The sequence below is a fragment of the Campylobacter pinnipediorum subsp. pinnipediorum genome (assembly GCF_002021925.1).
Lineage (GTDB): Bacteria > Campylobacterota > Campylobacteria > Campylobacterales > Campylobacteraceae > Campylobacter_A > Campylobacter_A pinnipediorum.
The window spans coordinates 1,643,404-1,662,201 of the sequence record NZ_CP012546.1; the positions used below are offsets into that span (position 1 = coordinate 1,643,404).

General features: G+C 30.1%; 20 protein-coding genes and 3 tRNA genes. 16 read left to right on the top strand and 7 right to left on the bottom strand.

All coding sequences use genetic code 11. From position 1 onward, the window contains the following. The first annotated feature begins 29 nt into the window (after window positions 1-29). The 7 genes from CPIN17260_RS08355 (at window position 30) to CPIN17260_RS08385 (ending at window position 7,659) form a co-directional block, all read left to right on the top strand. Window positions 30-914 carry a choline kinase family protein gene (locus CPIN17260_RS08355; RefSeq protein WP_078388080.1) on the top strand — a complete coding sequence of 295 codons (885 nt, stop codon included), beginning with the start codon at window positions 30-32 and terminating at the stop codon, window positions 912-914. Further along, window positions 908-1,771 (top strand): DMT family transporter, encoded by an 864-nt coding sequence (locus CPIN17260_RS08360; RefSeq protein WP_069632772.1) that lies wholly within the window; start codon window positions 908-910, stop codon window positions 1,769-1,771. The genes CPIN17260_RS08355 and CPIN17260_RS08360 overlap by 7 nt, the downstream gene beginning before the upstream one ends. Window positions 1,772-1,781: 10 nt before the next feature. Further along, window positions 1,782-2,480, top strand: a complete 699-nt coding sequence (locus CPIN17260_RS08365; RefSeq protein ID WP_078440879.1) for an NTP transferase domain-containing protein — start codon at window positions 1,782-1,784, stop codon at window positions 2,478-2,480. Beyond that, entirely contained in the window at window positions 2,468-3,295 is an 828-nt protein-coding gene (locus CPIN17260_RS08370; protein WP_069632770.1) for a LicD family protein, read from the top strand. Before CPIN17260_RS08365 ends, CPIN17260_RS08370 begins: the two co-directional genes overlap by 13 nt. Before the next feature lie 64 nt (window positions 3,296-3,359). Further along, on the top strand, window positions 3,360-4,370 hold the full coding sequence (locus CPIN17260_RS08375) for a bifunctional 3,4-dihydroxy-2-butanone 4-phosphate synthase/GTP cyclohydrolase II (protein ID WP_078440880.1): 1,011 nt from the start codon (window positions 3,360-3,362) through the stop codon (window positions 4,368-4,370). A gap of 155 nt (window positions 4,371-4,525) precedes the next feature. Beyond that, window positions 4,526-5,098, top strand: a complete 573-nt coding sequence (locus CPIN17260_RS08380; protein ID WP_078398145.1) for a cytochrome C — start codon at window positions 4,526-4,528, stop codon at window positions 5,096-5,098. 8 nt (window positions 5,099-5,106) lie between these two features. Then, the gene (locus CPIN17260_RS08385) at window positions 5,107-7,659 is read left to right on the top strand and encodes a molybdopterin-dependent oxidoreductase (RefSeq protein WP_226997050.1); all 2,553 of its coding nucleotides are present in this window, start codon (window positions 5,107-5,109) and stop codon (window positions 7,657-7,659) included. Window positions 7,660-7,687: 28 nt separating this feature from the next. Here the strand turns inward: CPIN17260_RS08385 and CPIN17260_RS08390 are convergent, their stop codons facing one another. Then, window positions 7,688-7,915: a DUF2798 domain-containing protein gene (locus CPIN17260_RS08390; protein WP_069632766.1), complete on the bottom strand. Its 228-nt coding sequence runs from the start codon at window positions 7,913-7,915 to the stop codon at window positions 7,688-7,690. 25 nt (window positions 7,916-7,940) lie between these two features. Next, window positions 7,941-8,612 carry a helix-turn-helix domain-containing protein gene (locus CPIN17260_RS08395; protein ID WP_069632765.1) on the bottom strand — a complete coding sequence of 224 codons (672 nt, stop codon included), beginning with the start codon at window positions 8,610-8,612 and terminating at the stop codon, window positions 7,941-7,943. A 131-nt stretch (window positions 8,613-8,743) separates the two neighbouring features. Between CPIN17260_RS08395 and CPIN17260_RS08400 the strand changes: the two genes are divergently transcribed. Continuing rightward, window positions 8,744-11,125, top strand: coding sequence for a molybdopterin-dependent oxidoreductase (locus CPIN17260_RS08400; protein ID WP_078440882.1), 2,382 nt, complete (start codon window positions 8,744-8,746; stop codon window positions 11,123-11,125). Then, on the top strand, window positions 11,126-11,659 hold the full coding sequence (locus CPIN17260_RS08405) for a hypothetical protein (protein ID WP_069632763.1): 534 nt from the start codon (window positions 11,126-11,128) through the stop codon (window positions 11,657-11,659). Between the two features lie 357 nt (window positions 11,660-12,016). On the opposite strand, the gene CPIN17260_RS08410 is transcribed toward CPIN17260_RS08405, so the two are convergent. Then, window positions 12,017-12,092 (bottom strand) — tRNA-Ala (locus CPIN17260_RS08410). Window positions 12,093-12,225: 133 nt separating this feature from the next. Here CPIN17260_RS08410 and CPIN17260_RS08415 point away from each other — a divergent pair. Next, window positions 12,226-12,300, top strand: a tRNA-Gly gene (locus CPIN17260_RS08415). 13 nt (window positions 12,301-12,313) lie between these two features. Next, window positions 12,314-12,399: transfer RNA gene (locus CPIN17260_RS08420), tRNA-Leu, on the top strand. 91 nt (window positions 12,400-12,490) lie between these two features. Here the strand turns inward: CPIN17260_RS08420 and CPIN17260_RS09470 are convergent. Together CPIN17260_RS09470 and CPIN17260_RS09475 are read right to left on the bottom strand one after the other, a co-directional pair. After that, a complete protein-coding gene (locus CPIN17260_RS09470) occupies window positions 12,491-12,673 on the bottom strand; it encodes a hypothetical protein (RefSeq protein WP_226996939.1) in 183 nt (60 codons plus the stop codon). A 136-nt stretch (window positions 12,674-12,809) separates the two neighbouring features. Then, the gene (locus CPIN17260_RS09475; RefSeq protein WP_226996941.1) at window positions 12,810-13,037 is read right to left on the bottom strand and encodes a hypothetical protein; all 228 of its coding nucleotides are present in this window, start codon (window positions 13,035-13,037) and stop codon (window positions 12,810-12,812) included. A gap of 463 nt (window positions 13,038-13,500) precedes the next feature. Between CPIN17260_RS09475 and CPIN17260_RS08430 the strand changes: the two genes are divergently transcribed. From CPIN17260_RS08430 to fldA, 3 genes are read left to right on the top strand one after another with little or no spacing between them, the layout of a single operon-like run. After that, the gene (locus CPIN17260_RS08430; protein WP_069632762.1) at window positions 13,501-13,818 is read left to right on the top strand and encodes a DUF2325 domain-containing protein; all 318 of its coding nucleotides are present in this window, start codon (window positions 13,501-13,503) and stop codon (window positions 13,816-13,818) included. Continuing rightward, entirely contained in the window at window positions 13,819-14,553 is a 735-nt protein-coding gene (locus CPIN17260_RS08435; protein WP_069632761.1) for a hypothetical protein, read from the top strand. It abuts the gene before it with no gap. Continuing rightward, window positions 14,553-15,047, top strand: a complete 495-nt coding sequence (gene fldA / locus CPIN17260_RS08440) for a flavodoxin FldA (RefSeq protein WP_226997051.1) — start codon at window positions 14,553-14,555, stop codon at window positions 15,045-15,047. Before CPIN17260_RS08435 ends, fldA begins: the two co-directional genes overlap by 1 nt. A 37-nt stretch (window positions 15,048-15,084) precedes the next feature. On the opposite strand, the gene CPIN17260_RS08445 is transcribed toward fldA, so the two are convergent. Together CPIN17260_RS08445 and CPIN17260_RS08450 are read right to left on the bottom strand one after the other, a co-directional pair. After that, window positions 15,085-15,474 (bottom strand): thiamine-phosphate pyrophosphorylase, encoded by a 390-nt coding sequence (locus CPIN17260_RS08445; RefSeq protein WP_069632789.1) that lies wholly within the window; start codon window positions 15,472-15,474, stop codon window positions 15,085-15,087. Beyond that, window positions 15,467-16,168 carry a Bax inhibitor-1/YccA family protein gene (locus CPIN17260_RS08450; RefSeq protein ID WP_069636520.1) on the bottom strand — a complete coding sequence of 234 codons (702 nt, stop codon included), beginning with the start codon at window positions 16,166-16,168 and terminating at the stop codon, window positions 15,467-15,469. Before CPIN17260_RS08450 ends, CPIN17260_RS08445 begins: the two co-directional genes overlap by 8 nt. Before the next feature lie 171 nt (window positions 16,169-16,339). Between CPIN17260_RS08450 and CPIN17260_RS08455 the strand changes: the two genes are divergently transcribed. After that, window positions 16,340-16,966: a carbonic anhydrase gene (locus CPIN17260_RS08455; protein WP_069632758.1), complete on the top strand. Its 627-nt coding sequence runs from the start codon at window positions 16,340-16,342 to the stop codon at window positions 16,964-16,966. Between the two features lie 8 nt (window positions 16,967-16,974). Further along, window positions 16,975-18,795 carry a mechanosensitive ion channel family protein gene (locus CPIN17260_RS08460; RefSeq protein ID WP_069632757.1) on the top strand — a complete coding sequence of 607 codons (1,821 nt, stop codon included), beginning with the start codon at window positions 16,975-16,977 and terminating at the stop codon, window positions 18,793-18,795. Window positions 18,796-18,798 lie beyond the last annotated feature (3 nt).

An 18,798-nucleotide genomic window follows, 5' to 3' on the forward strand; every position in this document is an offset into this window, starting at 1 on the left:
AAAAGAGGGTTATTCAAAAAAGGCAATACTTGAGTAGCGAAGATAAAATAAACCTTATTTTTAACTCTAAACTAAACATAAAACTTGATTACATTAATGCCCTAGGAGGTATGACAAATTTTAATTTTCTAGCTCAATCTGGGCAAAATAAATTTGTCGTCAGACTGCCTGGTAATAGCTCAAATAATATGATAAATAGAGAATTTGAGAAAATAAATCAAACAGAATCATCTAAATATGGATTTAATGTTGAAACTCTATTTTTTTGCGAAGAAAGCGGAGTGAAAATAACTAGATTTTTAGATAATTCTCAAACACTCAAGCAAGAAACTGTATGTAATTATTTAACATTAATAGCTGTAAAATTAAAAGAAATTCATGATTCAGATATGAAATTTAAAAATTTATTTGACCCATCATATGAATTAAAAAAATATTTAGCACTTATAGATAGTAATTCATTTAATATTTTTAATAATTTAAAAAAACTATTTGATTTATTTGATAACTTGGTTGAAAAAATTAATTTTATAAACAAGAACAACAAAAACTATAAATTGGTTCCAACCCACGGGGATTTAGTTCCTGAAAATATTTTATATTGTGAAAAAGATAAAAGAATTTATATTATTGACTGGGAGTATTCGGGATTAAATGATATATGTTGGGATATAGCATCTTTATTTTTAGAAGGCAACTTATCAAAAAAGCAAGAAAACATATTTTTAGATGCCTACAAAATAACAGATAATGAATATGAAAAAATTAAAATTTTTAAAAGTATACAAGATATATTGTGGTGCACTTGGACCTTGGTAAAGCTAAGCAATAAAAACATAACACCACACAAGAGAAAAGAGTATATACAATATGCTTCTAAAAGATTAGAAAATGCTTTACTAAGAAAATGCTAAAGTATTTTTTTGGTATACTCAGTGGTATTTTCTGGGGTGCGGATACATATACACTAAGTCTTACATCGTTAAACTCATTAATACTAGCTTTTATTCACGATTTTTTTAGTTTTGTTATAGTTTTTATTTTTATACTGATTAACAAACAATACTTGTATCAATTAAAATCCATAAACATAAATAAATTAAAAATTGTAGTAATTGCATCATTTTTTGGTAGTTTTGTAGGAATGGGTTCTTTTATAATGTCGATCAAATATATAGGCATTAGCGCATCTATTTTAAGTGCATTATATCCTTTGATTGGTGTTATTTTTTCAAAAACAATACTAAAAGAAAAATTGTCTAAAATAGCTAGTATTGGCTTTATAATTTCAATTTTATCTACAATGTATACATCTATTGTATTATATAATGATATAGAATTTAATAGCTATGGTGTTTTGTTTGGTTTGTTGTGTGCTTTTGGTTGGGGAATGGAGTGTGTTATAATTAATTTAGCACTCAAAGAAGATATCCAACCAATAAACATAGTCTTCATAAGACAACTCACAAGCTCTATATTGTTTATGCTTTGTATTATTTTTTCTATATATTTTACAAAAAATAATATAACTAACATTCAAAATTATAATTATTTAAATTTTATTATTTTGGCTTCATTTTTTGGAACAATGTCCTATTTTTTATACTATAAAAGCATTGATAGGCTCGGCACTATAAAAGCAATGGGATTAAATATATCTTACCCATTTTGGGCCATAGTTATTAGTTATTTGTTTGGTGACAATATAACATTCGAAATAACAATAGCTTCTATTTTAATTATTATTGGCTCTATAATGACAAATATATAAGGATAAAAAAATGAACGCAATTATTTTAGCAGCAGGCTTGGGTTCTAGATTAAAAGAACTTACCAAGAATAAACATAAAGCTCTTTTTGAAATAGATGGAATTCCAAACATAGAAAGAACTATTAAATTTTTAAATGAGTCTGGAGTTTTTGATATATATATTGTAACTGGTTACTTAGCGGAAAATTTTAATTTTTTAGAAGAAAAATATAATGTTAAATTACTACATAATGAATTATACAAAAACTACAATAACGCATATTCTTTAAAAGTTGCATTAGAGTATTTTGGTGATAGTTTTTTAATAGATGCAGATGTTGTATTACTAAAAAACATCTTTACAAAGCAAAATTATTCTAGATATTATACAACTACTAGAAAAAAAAGCGATAAAAAAGAATGGGTTGTTAAAACACACAATAACAGAATAATCGGGATAGAAATTTCAAATGAAGTAGCGCCATCTTTGCTTGGTATAAGTTTTTTTAACAAAAAAGATGGAGCTATTATAAAAGAACAAATTTGCAATCTAACTATAGATTTTTTTGAAAATTCAAAATTATATTACGATGATTTAATAATTAAAAATTTAAACAAAATAAATGTGCAAAACGAATATGTTGAAAATAAATTTGTAGGTGAAATAGACGATAAAACAGACTTGGAAGAAATAAAACAAAAAATTAAAGGACTAAAATGCAATATATAACTGTTGAACAAGCTAAAAAAGTTATGCTTGAAATGATGGATTATATACATGACATATGTATAAAAAATGATATCAAATATTCACTTGCTTACGGAACATTAATAGGTGCTGTAAGACATAAAGGTTTTATACCATGGGACGATGATTTTGATATTTTTCTAACAAGAGAAAATTATGAAAAACTATTAAAACTATTAGAAAAATCAGAAGATTATTTTATAATAGATTATAACAAAGATGATGATTACTATCTTTATTTTGCAAAGCTTTGTTCAAAAAAATACAAAGGTGAGCAAATAGATAAAACCATACCAATAATTAAAAATTTTGGTGTTTTTATAGATATTTTTCCTTTAGATTATAGAGATGAAGAAAATCCAAAAATGCAATTATCTAAAATAAAAAATTACAAAAGACAACTATTATTAAGTAGTTTTTTAAACTATAATAAAACAGGCAAAAAACATACAACGTACCTAAAAGCTGTAACAAATTTTCCAAGATTTTTATACCATAAATTTATCATCAAACGATGTAATATAATACAAAAACTATACGAAGAAGAAACAAAATACAATAGTAAAAAAACAAAATTTATAGGTGTCTGCACAGGAGACATGAGAGAAATATACGATAGTGAAGATTTTGAAGAATACACTTATTGTGATTTCGAGAATCGTAAATATATGATAATTAAGCACTTTGATCCTGTATTAAAAATAACTTATGGAGATTACAACAAACTTCCACCAGAAGAAGAAAGAGTAAATAGCCATGCTTATTATAGATACTATATAAACAAACAACAATCATAAGGCTTTAATCTTTTTTAATTCACTTGTGGCTATAATTTAAGTAATTTTTATATTAAGGAAAATTATGAAATTTCAAAAAGTAAGACAAGCCATACAGGATTTACAAAATGGTAAAATGATTGTTATGGTTGATGATGAAGATAGAGAAAATGAAGGGGATTTGGTTTTTCCAGCAGCATTAAGCGATATGCAAAAGGTAAATTTTGCAATCACTCATGCAAAAGGTGTATTATGCCTTGCAATGGATCAAGAAAATGCAAAAAGGCTAGATCTACCACTTATGGTTTCCAAAAACACATCTAGCCATGAAACAGCTTTTACAATAACAATAGATGCAAAAGAGGTAACAACAGGAGTTAGCGCATATGAAAGAGATTTTACTATGAGACTTGCTGCAAATCCTCTTTCAAAACCTGATGATTTTGTAAGGCCTGGACATATATTTCCACTTATAGCAAAAAATGGAGGGGTTCTTGAAAGAACAGGACACACAGAAGGCTCTGTTGATATATGCAAACTCGCAGGACTTGCACCAATGGCCGCAATATGCGAGATAGTAAAAGAAGATGGGACTATGGCTCGCAGGGATTATTTAGAAGAGTTTTGTGCCAAATATGATTTAAACATGGTTTCTGTTTCTGAGTTGGTTGAATATCGTTTAAATAGTGAAAGCCTGATAACTGTAGAAAGCTCAAGTGATTCTTCATTGTTTGATTTTGAATGCAAAAAATATGAAATCAAAGATCACAAAAACCTAACACATGTTGCATTTACATTTGGAAAAATAAATCCACAAACAAGTGTTAAATTTCAAAAAATCGCAAAAGACTATGAACTTCTAAGCTCTTTGAAATTTGATGAGTTTGTGCAAAGTATAAAATACCTAAAAGAAAATGGTGGAATTTTAGTATTTTTAGATAGTGAAAAAAATGAGGCAAACACAAAAGACTATGGCATAGGAGCACAAATTTTAAAATATTTTAGAGTAAAAGATATAGAACTACTTAGTTCTAGCAAAAACAAAGAATTTGTCGGTATAAGCGGTTTTGGCTTAAACATAACATCTTACAAATAATCTTTCAATATACAGATAAAAAGTCAAGAAATCTTGGCTTTTTATATTATATTAAAATTACATAAAAAAATCTTTTTAATTATTAAAATATATAAATAAATTAGTTTTTAATTATTTTCCGTATATAATACTTGAAGTTATTTTAAGGAAACTAAATGAAAAAACTACTACTTTCATCACTATTAATATGTTTTTTATATGCAAATAGTGAAGTTTATACAGATGTTGTAAAACCGGTGTTTGCTGATACAAAGGCTACAAAATCAATAGGCAGACTACTTCCAACAAATGGTGTTAAAATTTTAGAAAAAAATGGAGACATGCTAAAATTAGAGGTTAAAGGCTATCAAAACCCTGATGTAAAAAATGTAATATACTTCAATGACTCTGAGCGTATTTTTACACTTGCTTTATCAAAAACAGCAAAAATAGACATAAAAGTCATAGAAGAAGGAAAAAATGGTAAATGGAATCTAGTAAAAACAGAAGTTTTTGCAAAAGATGGCGGTTTTAGCAGTGATTTAGAGCCAATATTTAATAAGGCCAAAAACATTTACGAAAACAATTGTGGCACCTGCCACTCGCTTCATAAACCAACAAGCTATAAGGCAAATCAGTGGCCTAGCTTATTAAAATCAATGCTAAGCAGAACAGCTATTGATAAAAAAGATGAGTGGCTTGTTATACAATACCTTCAAAAAAACGCATCAGATAAAAACGCTAAATAAAGGAGAAAATCATGCAAAGACGAGATGCTTTAAAATTAGGTGGTTTAGTTGCTAGTATGCCATTAATTTCAAATGTAACGGCTTTAAATTTAATGGCAGATGAGCTAAATACTGGTCTTATAAAAAATGGAAAAGTTCTAACTGGTGCTCACTGGGGAATGCTTGAAGTTGATGTTAAAGAGGGAAAAATAATTGGCTCAAAACCATATCAAAAAACAAGCGAAATTTATAATCCACTTCAATACTACACACAAGATATGGTTTATAAAACTCGTGTCAAATACCCTATGGTAAGAAAAAGTTACCTTGAAAATCCAGACAACCCAAAACCCGAACTTAGGGGCAAAGATGAGTGGGTAAGAGTTAAATATGAAGATGCGATTAAACTTGTTGCAAACGAGCTTAAAAAAACAAGAAAGCAAAAAGGCAACACAGCTGTATTTGCAGGAAGTTACGGATGGAAATCAAGTGGAAATGTTCACAATTCAAGAATTTTATTACATAGGTTTATGAATTTAAGCGGTGGGTTTGTTGGGTCTTTAGGGGATTATTCTACTGCTGCATCGCAAATCATAATGCCGCACGTAGTGGGAAGCATAGAAGTTTATGAACAACAAACAAGTTGGCCTGTGGTGTTAGAAAGTTCACAGGTAGTCGTTATCTGGGGAGCAAATCCTTTATCAACACTAAGAATTGCATGGACTTCAACAGATGAACAAGGCTTTAAATATCTAGAACAACTCAAAAAAAGCAACAAAAAAGTAATAATAATAGACCCTATAAGATCAGAAACAGCACAGTATTTTGACAAAGCTGAATGGATAGCACCAAGACCAAACACAGATGTAGCCTTAATGATGGGTATAGCACACTATCTATATACAAACAACAAATACGATAAAGATTTTATACAAGATTATACAGTTGGTTTTGATAAATTTATACCTTATTTAACTGGCAAAGAAGATGGTGTAGCAAAAGATGTAAAATGGGCAAGTAAAATAAGCGGAATAAGCGAAGAAAAGATAAAACAACTAGCTGAAACATTTTTTAACAATAGAACAATGCTTATGAGTGGCTGGGGAATGCAAAGAGCACAACACGGAGAACAACCACATTGGATGCTTGTTACACTAGCTTCCATGCTTGGGCAAATAGGTCTAGAAGGTGGCGGGTTTGGTCTTAGTTATCACTATTCAAACGGTGGTGCACCTACTACCAAAGGTGGTGTTATAGGTGGTGTAAATAGTGCAAGTGTTGGAAATTTTAATAAAAAAGGCGAGTTTATAGGAACAAATAGTGGTGCTTTTGATAAAAATGGAAGATTTGTAGCAAAAGCAAATACAGACAATGGCACCGGACAAAGTTGGCTACAAGAAGCGACAAAATATGCGTTTCCTGTGGCAAGAATAGCCGATGCATTACTAAATCCAGGAAAAACAATAGATCATAACGGCAAAAAAATAACCTACCCTGATATAGACTTTATATACTGGGTTGGTGGTAATCCTTTTGTTCATCATCAAAATACAAATAAACTAAGAAAAGCTTGGCAAAAACCAAGAACCATTGTTGTAAATGAACCGTATTGGACACCAACAGCAAAAATGGCTGACATAGTTTTCCCTGTAACGACAGCTTATGAAAGAAACGATATAACTATGACTGGGGATTATTCAAATATGAATATAGTTCCTATGAAACAAGTTGTTGAAAAATTTGAAGAGTCAAAAGATGATTATCAAATCTTTTCTGACCTATCAAAAGCATACGATGATAGATTAGCAATAGCATATACAGATAATGGAAAAACAGAATTTGACTGGATCAAACAATATTACGATGGGGCATATAAACAAGTAAAATCAATACCTGATTTATATACAGAAATGAAACCATTTGAAGAATTTTGGAATGAAAATAAACCGGTAACATTTTCATCAACTCCTGAAAGCGAATCTTGGGTTAGATTTGGCGACTTCAGAGAGGATCCGATATTAAATGCTCTTGGAACACCATCTGGGCTTATTGAAATTTATTCTGAAACTATAGAAAATATGAACTATGATGATTGTAAACCTCATCCAACTTGGTTTGAACCAATAGAATGGCTTGGAATGAAAAACAAACCAGCACAATTTCATATGCTAAGCCCACACCCAGCAGATAGACTTCACTCTCAGCTTAGTCACACATCTTTAAGAGACAAATACTCAATAACAGATAGAGAGCCTATATGGATAAATGAAAAGGATGCATCAAAACTTGGAATAAAGACTGGGGATTTGGTTAGGGTATTTAATCAAAGGGGACAAATTTTAGCCGGTGCTCTTGTAACAAATAATGTATCTCAAGGCGTAGTAAAACTAGCCGAAGGTGCTTGGTATGACCCTGATAAAAACGGACTTTGCAAAAATGGTTGTGCAAATGTGCTAACTCTTGATATCCCTACATCAAAACTAGCAAATGGAAATATATCCCACACAGCACTTGTAAATATTGAGAAATTTAAAGGAGAAGCTCCAAAGCTTACAGCTTTTAGCAACCCTGATATAATATAACATAGTAATGCCACAAATTTTTGTGGCATTAATCTTTACTGCAAATTTTATTTGCCATTCTTGCAACAAAAGGAGAAATAATAAGTATTGTAGGATAAGCAACAACAAATGCTTTTATTTGGCCAGATATCCAAATTTTTAAGAATCCATCAACTAAGCCTAAATTTATATAACTAAGAATTCCCGACATAAATGTTGTCATAAATAATGCCATAAATAATGAATGAATATATCTATAATATTTTTTTGATATCATAATTTCTTCCTAAATATAATAATTTTTAATTAAAACTATGTAGTATATAGCCAGATGATCGGATACTTTTTATTTTCAATCCTAATTTTCTCCTTAATTGGCCTACTAAATTTTGCATTGCTATTTTTGATGGACACTCTCCATCATACACAATATTGTCAATGATTTCAAAGGTTGTCAATTTATTGATGTTTTGAATCAAAAGAAGTATTAGTTTATGTTCCAAATTTGTTAAAAAAATTTGAGAGTCATTTTTATATAATCTTTCTTCAACAACATCAAAGGATACATTATGATTTAAATTTATAATCTGTTTTGAATCTTTTTTATTTAAAAATAATATATTATCAAATATTGCTGTTAGTTTTATGGGTTTAAAAAAAACAACAGATCTATTACCTGTAAAATCTCTTAAAATCCTTTTATAAGTCTTCATATTTTTAGCTAAAAATATGAACTGCTGATGAGAGCAAATAGACAAAATTTGTTTAAAATCAATATCTTTGTTTTTGTTATAAAAAGGATCTAAATCCAAAACAACCATATCTAAACTGGTATTACAGTTTATATAAAAATTTAAAAAATTTTCGCTACAAGAAATATATAGATTTTTAAATCTATGTTTTTGAGATTTTAGCAAAATATTGATGTTATCATCATCATTTACAAAAAGTATATTTAAATCTTTAAACCTCAATTTATCATCCTAAATCCTAATTGAGTATTTTATTATAATAAGCTTATTTTAAGTTTAAAAGTGAAAATGCAATGACAATTTTTATTATAATAGTAAACTTTGCAAAATTTAAATTTATAGAAGGAGAATAGATGTCAATTTCAAGAAGAAATTTCTTAAAATCATCTGCAGCAACAGCACTTGCAATTACAGCAAATCCTGTTTTAGCAAAAGATGAAAATATAAAAACAATACCACATGCTTCAAACCTAGGTGCTTTTTATGCTGATGTAAAAGATGGAAAAATAGTAAAAATCCGCTCACAAGTATCAGACAAAGATCCAAAATTCCCAGGAAATGAAGCTTGGATAGATAGAGTTTATTCAGATACTAGGGTAAAATATCCTTGCGTTAGAAAAAGCTACTTAGAAGGCAAAAACTCACCAGAACTTCGCGGAAAAGAAGAGTTTGTTCGCGTTAGTTGGGACGAGGCAATGAAACTTATAGTAGATAAACTAAAAACGCTTAAACCAGAAGAGATACACAATGCAAGCTATAGTGGCTGGGGACACCCTGGTCTTTTACACAACTGCGGTGCGGTAGCTGGAAGATTTTTTAACACTTCTATCGGCGGAGCAGTTGGAACTGATGGCGAATACAGCAACGGTGCGGCTGGTAAAGTAAATGCAACTATCATGGGTGATTTAGAAGTTTATTCACTTCAAACATCTCACGAGGTTATACTTGAAAATACAAAAGTATATGTTATGTGGGGTGCTGATTTGTTAAAGTGTAATCAAATTGATTATAAAATTGCAAATCGTGGGAATAACCCATATTATGATAAGTATGAAAAATCAGGTATAAAATTTATAACAATTGACCCTCAATACACCGAAATAGCAAACCGTTTTGGTGCTGAGTGGATTAAAATTCGCCCAAATACCGATGTTGCTTTAATGCTTGGTATGGCTCACTATCTTTATACAAGCAAGCAATATGACAAAGAATTTATAGAAAAATATACATTTGGTTTTGATAAATTCTTACCTTATCTACTTGGAAAAACAGAAGATAAAGTAGAAAAAACTCCAGCTTGGGCTGCTAAAATAACAGGCGTAGATGAAAAAATCATAAAAGCACTTGCTGATACATTTGTAAAAAATAGAACATTCCTAGCTGGTAACTGGTCTATGCAAAGAGCTCATCACGGCGAACAAGCTGACTGGATGCTTATGGTTCTTGCAGCTATGATAGGACAAGTTGGCTTACCTGGCGGTGGATTTGGTTTTTCAATGCATTATAGTGGTGGCGGACAAGCATTCTCTGGCGCTATGCTTCCTGGAGGCTTACCACAAGGCAAAAATAAAGTAGATGTAAGTATACCTGCATCTCGTATTAGTGAAGCAATCTTAAATCCTGGCAAGAAGATAAACTTCAAAGGCGGGCATATGACATATCCTGATCTAAAAATGCTATATATCACAGGTGCTACACTACTAGGACACCATCCAAATACAAACGAACTTATAAAAGCCATACGCACACTTGATACAGTTGTAGTTCATGAGCCTTGGTGGACGCCTATGGCAAAAATGGCTGATATAGTTTTACCATCTACAACTCCACTTGAAAGAGATGATATAAGCTATGGTGGCTCATACTCACAAGATTATGTTTATGCGATGAAAAAAGTAATAGAACCATTATGGGAAGCTAGAAACGACTATGATGTATTTGCTGATATGGCTAAGATGATAAGCGACAAAGCACATCGTAAATTTACAGGCAACAAGACAAAAGAAGAGAGAATCAAAGGGTTATATGATAAGAGCGATTGCCCTAATTATATGAGTTTTGAAGAGTTTTGGGATAAAGGTTATCTTTATTTTGAGCCTGATGAAGATGCTAAAAAATTCGTTCGCCATGCTAAATTTAGAGAAGATCCAGTTACAAACAAACTTGCTACTGAAACTGGCAAAATACAAATTTTCTCTCAAAAATTTGCTGATTTTAAACTAGAAGATTTCAAAGGTCACCCAATCTGGCTAGAACCAGCTGAATGGCTTGGAGATGAAGAAAAAACTGAAAAATACCCGCTTCACGTGCTAAGCCCACATCCAAAATACAGAATCCACTCTCAGCTTGATAACTCATTTGTAAGAAAAGCTTATAAAGTTACAAACAGAGAGCCTGTTGTTATAAATGACGAAGATGCCAAAAAATTCGGAATCAAAGATGGTGATGTTGTAGAAGTTTACAATGATAGAGGCGCTATCTTGTGTGGTGCAGTTGTAAGCAAAAATATCATGCAAGGCGTTATAGCTGTTGAGGAAGGCGCTTGGTATGATCCAGAAAATGTAAACGATGAAAAACCAAGATGTAAAGCAGGACATGTAAACTTACTTACTACATCTATACCTACATCAACTATGGCTCAAGCTACATCTGTAAATACTTGCTTGGCTGCGATTAGAAAAGTTGATGCAAAAGCATATGAAGGTGTAAAAGCACCTAAAGTAAAAGGAGCATAAATGAAAAAACTTATAGCAATTTTAGCAATATTTTTAGCAAATTTTGCATTTGCACAAACTATGTATATAAACAATATCAAAGCGGATCTTATGGATCCGCAAACAAAAAAAGTTGTTGGCGAGATATACGAAGGAACTTCTGTTGAAGTATTAAAAAAAGATGGTGATATGAGCCTTGTTCAAATAAGTGGCGAGGTTTCAGACACAGATAAAAAAGTAATTGCTTTAAAAAAAGAGCCATTTTTTGTATTTTATAAACTAAACGACAAAGATGCTAAAAGCAAAGATACCTTTTTAATAAAAACAAAAGAACTAACAGATGATGAGCTAACATCTTGGGAAGAGATAGACCTGACTTACTATGATACTTGTAGCTCATGCCACGCTGCACATAAGCCAAAAGAGCATTTAATGTCAGAGTGGGAAGCATATCTTTTAGCAATGCAAACATTTGCTAAGATAAACGATAAAGAAAAAGATAGAATACTTCGCTATCTTCAAGCTTTTGCAAAAGATGGTGTTGTAAAAGAATAAACCAATTTTTGAGTTGCTTGTAATAAGCAACTCAAAATTATTATACTTACATTAAAAATACAATAACAAATTAAAGTGCAATAACAAAAAAACATAAATATTAATTATTTATATCTTTAATAGATATAAAACCACCTTTTATTTAAAATAAATTTCCTACCGTCTATTTTATCGGTTAGATTGTTTTTTAACAGAACCCATACTTCCAAATAATTTACAGGACTTTTTACAGTAAGCCTGATTTAGTCCATCAAAATTGCCTAAAACAAGGTAAAAAAGTAAAACACCAAAACTTTAACAAATAACAATTTTAATGACATTTTGTAAATAAAAAGAAATAAAGAAAAATAAGTAAAATGGTGGAGTTAAGCGGGATCGAACCGCCGACCTCTTGAATGCCATTCAAGCGCTCTCCCAGCTGAGCTATAACCCCATATTTGGTTGATATTTAGATAATTGTATCAAAAAACTCTTATAATTTTTTGAAAATTTATAAATTTTTTTACAAATAAAATAAATTTTTAAGCAAACATTGGGTATTATTCCAATTCCTAAAAAGAATATAAGCGGGAATAGCTCAGGGGTAGAGCATAACCTTGCCAAGGTTAGGGTCGCGAGTTCGAATCTCGTTTCCCGCTCCATTTTTTATTTTTTGCCCAGGTGGTGGAATGGTAGACACAAGGGACTTAAAATCCCTCGGAAATTTTTCCGTGCCGGTTCAAGTCCGGCTCTGGGCACCACCCATACTACTGAAAAATATTTACAAAAAATATCGTAATCAAATTTTATATCATCAAAATAAAAAACAAACATTAAAACCCAATAATTAGATTAATTAAATACTTTATAACCCATAGCAATCATCATAAGAAGCACGGTAACAACTAATATCTTTTTCACAATTTCTCCATTGCTTTTTATGGTATGCATACTTCCAAAATGATTACCTGCAAAACTAGCGATTATCATTGGTATGCCTATATCAAAAGCCATATTTACGGATATAAAATGCAACAAAAGTGCCAATATTTGAAGCAAAATTAAATATTTTAGATGTTGCTGATGCTTGTAATGGACTTAGTTTGTTTATGATAAACAAAGCTATAATAAAAAGACTGCCTGCTCCCTAACCAAAGAAACCATCGTAAAATTATACGACCAAACAAGTAAAAAATACCGATATTATTGATTTTTGTATATCGGTTTGTTCGTTATTGTTTGAGATTAGTTTGCTTTTGAAAAATGTAGCCAAAAATCCTGTCAGAAGAAGAGCTAAAATAATATAGTTGATTATATTTTCAGGTAGCATAAGGATTATTTTGCACCAATGTATACACCAAGTAGTGCTGATAACAAGCCTATGGGTATTATTTTCCATACAATAAAATTGCTTTCATAAGTTTTTAATTGCGGCTATGGCTCCTATTGTGCTTACTAATTTCTCTTTTCCTAGTGCTAACTGTGGTGGTAAGCCTACGATAAGAGAAGCTGGAATCAAAATAGACAACCCTATGTAAAAATACTCTTGAATTAGACTGTTTTTAATATACATATTATAAATCATTTTTTAGCTACAACTATAAAACAAAGGGAATTTTAAAGATATTGATGAATTTTTTTATAATAAAATTTTGTATTTATTGTTTCTCACTTGTTTTGTTAAAACATATACATTATGATCTGATTCATAACTTAAATTTTTAATTACTGTGTAGATTTTGTAATTTAACTATTTTTAATGATATTTATTATCATAATTAAGTTTTATTTTAGAATAGTTTTTATATAATCGCACTATCAAAATAATAATTATAATCAATAAAAGAAGAGAGAAAAATACAATGTCAGTTTTAGTTATAGGTGCAGATGAAATTACTCCGATAAAGGCTGTTTTGCATGACCTTGGCGCACAAAAGATAGAGCACTGGGATGCAAGAAATGAGAATAGAGTAAATAGAAAGCCTATTCCTCAAGATACTAAATGTGTTGTCATGCTTACAAGTTTTTTAAATCATAATACAATGAAAACTATAAAAACTCAAGCTAAAAAGAGAAATATTCCTATAGTTTGTGCAAAAAGAAGTGTTAGTTGCGTATTTTGCGAATATTGTAAGGTTTTTGGTTTGGATAGGGAATTTGGATGCAAAAAGGAATTTTAAATGAAATTCGGATACTTATCAGATATTGGAGAAATAACTCCGGATATTTTTTCAAATCTTGATTCTGTCTCAAGGCTAAAAACATTTATAAAGCTTTATAACTCTTGTGTCGAACAAGAGTTAAAGCTACCACTTCACTACTCAAAATATAAAAATATAAAAAATGCTTTTAAGCATAGGATACAAGACCTATTAGAATTTGATTCAAATCTCAAAAAAACAAAAGTCAAAACTTTTTGCGCTGTATCAAATTTAATAATATTTTATTACAAAAATAAACAATTTGACAACATAAAATATATTACAAAACAACCAAAAAATAAAGCTGCGAAAATGATTAAAATGTTATATATAAATTCACATTTTGAGTTATGTTTTGATGCAAATTTTATGTTTTCTCAGTTTGTTTATGATAGAATTGCATACAAGAATTTTGATAAAGATGTCTCTTTTCAAAATGACTCAATCTGTATATGCAAAGATAGTAAAAAGCTATTATGTGTTTTAACGAGTTTTAAAAACTTTAGTTTAGATGATACATCAAGCTTATCAAATGAAATAAGCTCAGCAGTTAAAGCTATCAAAGAATATGGATTTGACAGGGTTTATGTAGTTATGCCTAGAAATGATAATTTTAGGAAACACATAGAGGTTAGGCATTGTGAATGCGATTTTAACCAAATCAAACTTGTGCCTTATGCTATTGATAATAAAAAAACTAAAAAAGGAATATAATAATGGTAGGAATAATATACGGAAGCAGCATGGGAAATACTGAAGAGGTTGCAAATTTTATTTCTGAAAATTTGGGTCTTGAAAATGAAGTTGTAAATGTAAGCGATGCTGATGCTGATAAAATAAATGGATACGATAAATTAATACTTGCTACATCAACTTGGGGTAGTGGCGATTTACAAGATGATTGGGATGCTTTTGATTTCAGCGGTCTATCTCTTAACGGAAAAACAGTTGCACTTTTTGGCCTAGGTGATTCAGAAAGCTATTCTGATGACTATTGCAGTGGCATGGGAAAACTTTACGATGAAGTTGTAAAAGCTGGAGCAAAAGTTGTTGGTGGTGTATCTACGGATGATTATACTTTTGATGAATCTGAAGCTGTGAGAGATGGAAAATTTGTAGGTCTAGCTCTTGATGCTGAAAATGAAAGCGACAAAACAGAAGCTAGAGTTTTAGCTTGGATAGAAACTATCAAATCTGAACTTGCATAATAAAAAGGAGGAAGCTATTTATTTTGCTTCCTCTAAATTAATTTATAAAAATATCTTTTTCTATCGTATAAATTTCATATCTTATTTTTTTAAATAACTCAGATTTTCCAGTATCTATTATCTTAAAACACTCTTCTAAAACCCTAGAACTTTCCTGCGCTCTTTTTAAATTTGCGATCAAAATTTCATTCAAGTTTTCTCTTTTTTGTTCGGATTTTGTGCTTGTTTTAAGAACATCGTTTGAAGAATCTCTAAAATTTATATACCCAGTCTGGTCTATTTTTGTTTGGTGTCTTATCTGTTTAAGCCTAAGTGAGATAGGCTGGTTATTAAACCCATATCTGCATATGTCTTCAACAACCCTAATTCCTTCTCTTAGCCTATTTAGATTGGCATCTATAACTCTGTATAGATTTTCGTTATTCATCTCTTCCAAGTATTCCTAGAATTTGCAATAAAGATGTAAATAAATTTAAAAAATCTAAATATAAAGCAACAGCGCCTTCAACTGGTGTTTCGTAGTTACCTTTGATAATATTTTGTGTATCATATAATATAAATGCACTAAAAACTATAGCTGCAATACTAGATATAGCAAGCTGCATTATAGGGCTTCCTAAAAATATATTAATAAGTCCTGCAACTATAAGCACTACAACTGCTATGAAAAGCATTTTACCCATTGTTGTAAAATCTCTTTTTGTATTCATCGCAAAAATGCTTAGTCCGCCAAAAGCTACTGTTGTTAGCATAAATGCTTGTGCTACTATGCTGGCTCCGCTCGGAAGATTTAAAACCATATAGAGCAAAGGCGTAAGCGTAAGACCGCTTATAAATGTAAATGCAAATAGCAATATGGTGTTTAACCCGGCTTTTCTCTTAGCTGCCATTAAACCAAACAACAAAGCAAACTCAACTATAACCAATCCCCAAAATAATATTTTATTTTGCATCAAAGTAGCCGCTAAAAAGTATATACCAGTATAAGCACCCGCTGTTGCTGACAGTAAAGAAGCTGCAAATAACTGATATGTTTGCTTTATAAATGTACTAAGCGAACTTTGTGCATAACTTTGTTCGTATTCGTTAGACCTAGCATAATCTCTATCATATAGACTCATGTTTATTCCTTTATTTTTTAATTTTGTCTTATATAAATTTAACAAAAAATAGGTAAATAAAATTTAAAAAATATCTTAAATAATGTTTAATTTTTTACTAATATCTAATATAAATATTTTTTTGATATAATATTTGTCCTAAAATTTATAAACTGATGGAGATGATAAATAATGGAATCATTGCTCGAGCGAGCCGTTAACTTTATGGAAGAAGGTTTTTTGGAACATAGGGATCTTTTTGAAAGTTTAAGCAACACGCAAAATCCAAAAGTTTTATTTGTATCCTGCGCTGATTCTAGAGTTGATCCAAATTTAATAACAAAAAGCCTACCAGGAGATTTATTTACAATAAGAAACATAGCCAATATAGTCCCAGCTTATCGAGTAAGTGATGAGTTTTTAGCAACCACTTCGGCTATAGAATATGCTTTGTCTGTATTAAATATTAAAACAATTATTGTTTGCGGACACTCTAATTGTGGTGGATGCAAGGCTTTATACGAGGATGACTCAAAATTTAGTAGCTCTCCAAATTTTAAAAGCTGGATAAAAATCATGCAGCCTATTAAAAATAAAGTAATAACATTTGGCACAAAAGATCCAGCCAAAAGAGGTTGGCTAACAGAAAGATTAAATGTTATAAACTCTATACAAAATTTACTAACATACCCAAATGTTGAAGATGAGTATAAAGCAGGTGAACTAGAAATTTATGGTTGGCATTACATAATAGAAACCGGAGAGATTTTTAGTTATGATTTAAAAAAAGGAAGTTTTGAGCTTCTAAGTACTAAATAAGGATTTATATGTATAAAATTTTAAGATTTTTTGTTGTTTTTACTCTGTTTTTTTCTTTTTTAAAAGCCGCCGATATAAAATCAACGGATATAATTAATGCATTTAATGATTTAAATAGGATAAATTCACAGATTTATATTTTAACGCTTGATTTAAATTCAACCGATTCAAACAGTCTAAGTAGTCTTAATGTGAAAAAAAATAAAATAATTAGCGATTTGCCAAATTATATACTTAAAACAGAATTTTCAAAAAAAGATTTAAATAAATTTGAGAACAAAAAAGTTGTTCTTCAAAAAAATATGCTTACTTATAGTAAAAATAAAAGTAGTGATGGTTATGCAAAGAATTTTATAGAACTCAAACAAGTGGAGATTGAAGAGATACTTTTTAAAAATATTTTTGAGGTTGCGCAACTTTTAAAAAGTGGTTCAAAATCATCGGAAATAAGAAACTTACTAGAAAATTCAATCATAGAGCTTAATGTTAATTCATACACTGATTCAAGCGCATATGGTGTTCAGCACAGCGAAGCCTTGCATGACATAAAGATACAAAAACAAACAGCTGAAGAGATATTGTCGTATCTTAAAAATAATGTCGAGCTTTTAAGTTCCAGTTTTGCATTAAATGAGCTAAATCTAAATACTGGGATTGATTATATAAACAATATGATACCTATTCATATTAGATATTTAAATTTTGGTAAAATAATTTTAATTGTTTTTATTTTTGGTTTTTTTGTATCACTTACAAGATTGCTGTCTAAATTTACTTTTTGGTTTTTAACTTTATTTTTACCAAAAGGGGTTCATTCTGATGCTATGAAAGATCAAATTTCAAAAATCATCAAAAGACCAATAGCGACTATACTTATAGCGTATGCCTTAAAAATTTGTGCTAGTGTCGGATATTATCCTCTGCCAATGCCTTTAAATATCATAAACTTTTTCAATATATTTTATATAGTTCTTATATGTTGGCTTGTGATAACAGCTTTAAATGGTTATGGAATGTTTGTTATAAGCGAGATAGCAAAAAAAAGTGGTCGCAAAGAAGTAGTAAATTTAATTATAAAAATAGTAAATTTTATAATTATAATTATAGCCTTGCTTTTAGTTTTATCTCGTTTAGGGTTTGACATCTCAGCCATAATAGCATCTTTGGGAATAGGTGGTTTGGCTGTGGCTTTTGCTGCAAAAGATATAATAGCAAACTTTTTTGCATCAGTTATGCTTTTGTTTGACAATTCATTTTCTCAAGATGATTTTATAGTTTGTGGAAATATTGAAGGCACTATTGTTGAAATAGGACTAAGAAAAACCACAATTAGAAGCTTTGATAATGCTCTTATATCTGTTCCAAACTCAACACTAACAAATGAGCCTATTATAAATTGGTCTCGCAGAAAAATAGGTCGTATCATAAACATCACCATAGGACTTACCTATGATTCAACTCCTGATAGTTTAAAAAAATGCATAGCTGATATAAAAGATATGCTTGCTGTTCATCCTGATATTTCAAGAGAGGACAACGGAGGTTCCTTAAGTTCAAATAGTCATTTAAGATTTAGAAAAAATATAGTTAGTATAGACGAGCTAGCTGGTTGCAAAAGTGATATTTATGTAGCACTAAATACCCTAAATAGTAGTTCTATAGATATAGCTATAATTTGTTACACAAAAGCGGTTGGAAAATTGGAATATATGAAAGTTAGAGAGGATGTTATATTTAAGATAATGGATATAGTTGCAAACAATGGACTAGATTTTGCTTTCCCTAGCCAGAGTTTGTATTTTCAAAACCAACCAGAAGTAAAAAATTAACCA

Excerpts from the sequence above, each read along its gene's own strand:
- CPIN17260_RS08360 (WP_069632772.1), top strand. The coding sequence starts at position 908 with ATGCTAAAGTATTTTTTTGGTATACTCAGTGGTATTTTCTGGGGTGCG.
- CPIN17260_RS08365 (WP_078440879.1), top strand. The coding sequence starts at position 1,782 with ATGAACGCAATTATTTTAGCAGCAGGCTTGGGTTCTAGATTAAAAGAA.
- CPIN17260_RS08370 (WP_069632770.1), top strand. The coding sequence starts at position 2,468 with ATGCAATATATAACTGTTGAACAAGCTAAAAAAGTTATGCTTGAAATG.
- CPIN17260_RS08375 (WP_078440880.1), top strand. The coding sequence starts at position 3,360 with ATGAAATTTCAAAAAGTAAGACAAGCCATACAGGATTTACAAAATGGT.
- CPIN17260_RS08380 (WP_078398145.1), top strand. The coding sequence starts at position 4,526 with ATGAAAAAACTACTACTTTCATCACTATTAATATGTTTTTTATATGCA.
- CPIN17260_RS08390 (WP_069632766.1), bottom strand. The coding sequence starts at position 7,915 with ATGATATCAAAAAAATATTATAGATATATTCATTCATTATTTATGGCA.
- CPIN17260_RS08400 (WP_078440882.1), top strand. The coding sequence starts at position 8,744 with ATGTCAATTTCAAGAAGAAATTTCTTAAAATCATCTGCAGCAACAGCA.
- CPIN17260_RS08405 (WP_069632763.1), top strand. The coding sequence starts at position 11,126 with ATGAAAAAACTTATAGCAATTTTAGCAATATTTTTAGCAAATTTTGCA.
- CPIN17260_RS09475 (WP_226996941.1), bottom strand. The coding sequence starts at position 13,037 with ATGGAAAATAATACCCATAGGCTTGTTATCAGCACTACTTGGTGTATA.
- CPIN17260_RS08430 (WP_069632762.1), top strand. The coding sequence starts at position 13,501 with ATGTCAGTTTTAGTTATAGGTGCAGATGAAATTACTCCGATAAAGGCT.
- CPIN17260_RS08435 (WP_069632761.1), top strand. The coding sequence starts at position 13,819 with ATGAAATTCGGATACTTATCAGATATTGGAGAAATAACTCCGGATATT.
- CPIN17260_RS08445 (WP_069632789.1), bottom strand. The coding sequence starts at position 15,474 with ATGAATAACGAAAATCTATACAGAGTTATAGATGCCAATCTAAATAGG.
- CPIN17260_RS08450 (WP_069636520.1), bottom strand. The coding sequence starts at position 16,168 with ATGAGTCTATATGATAGAGATTATGCTAGGTCTAACGAATACGAACAA.
- CPIN17260_RS08455 (WP_069632758.1), top strand. The coding sequence starts at position 16,340 with ATGGAATCATTGCTCGAGCGAGCCGTTAACTTTATGGAAGAAGGTTTT.
- CPIN17260_RS08460 (WP_069632757.1), top strand. The coding sequence starts at position 16,975 with ATGTATAAAATTTTAAGATTTTTTGTTGTTTTTACTCTGTTTTTTTCT.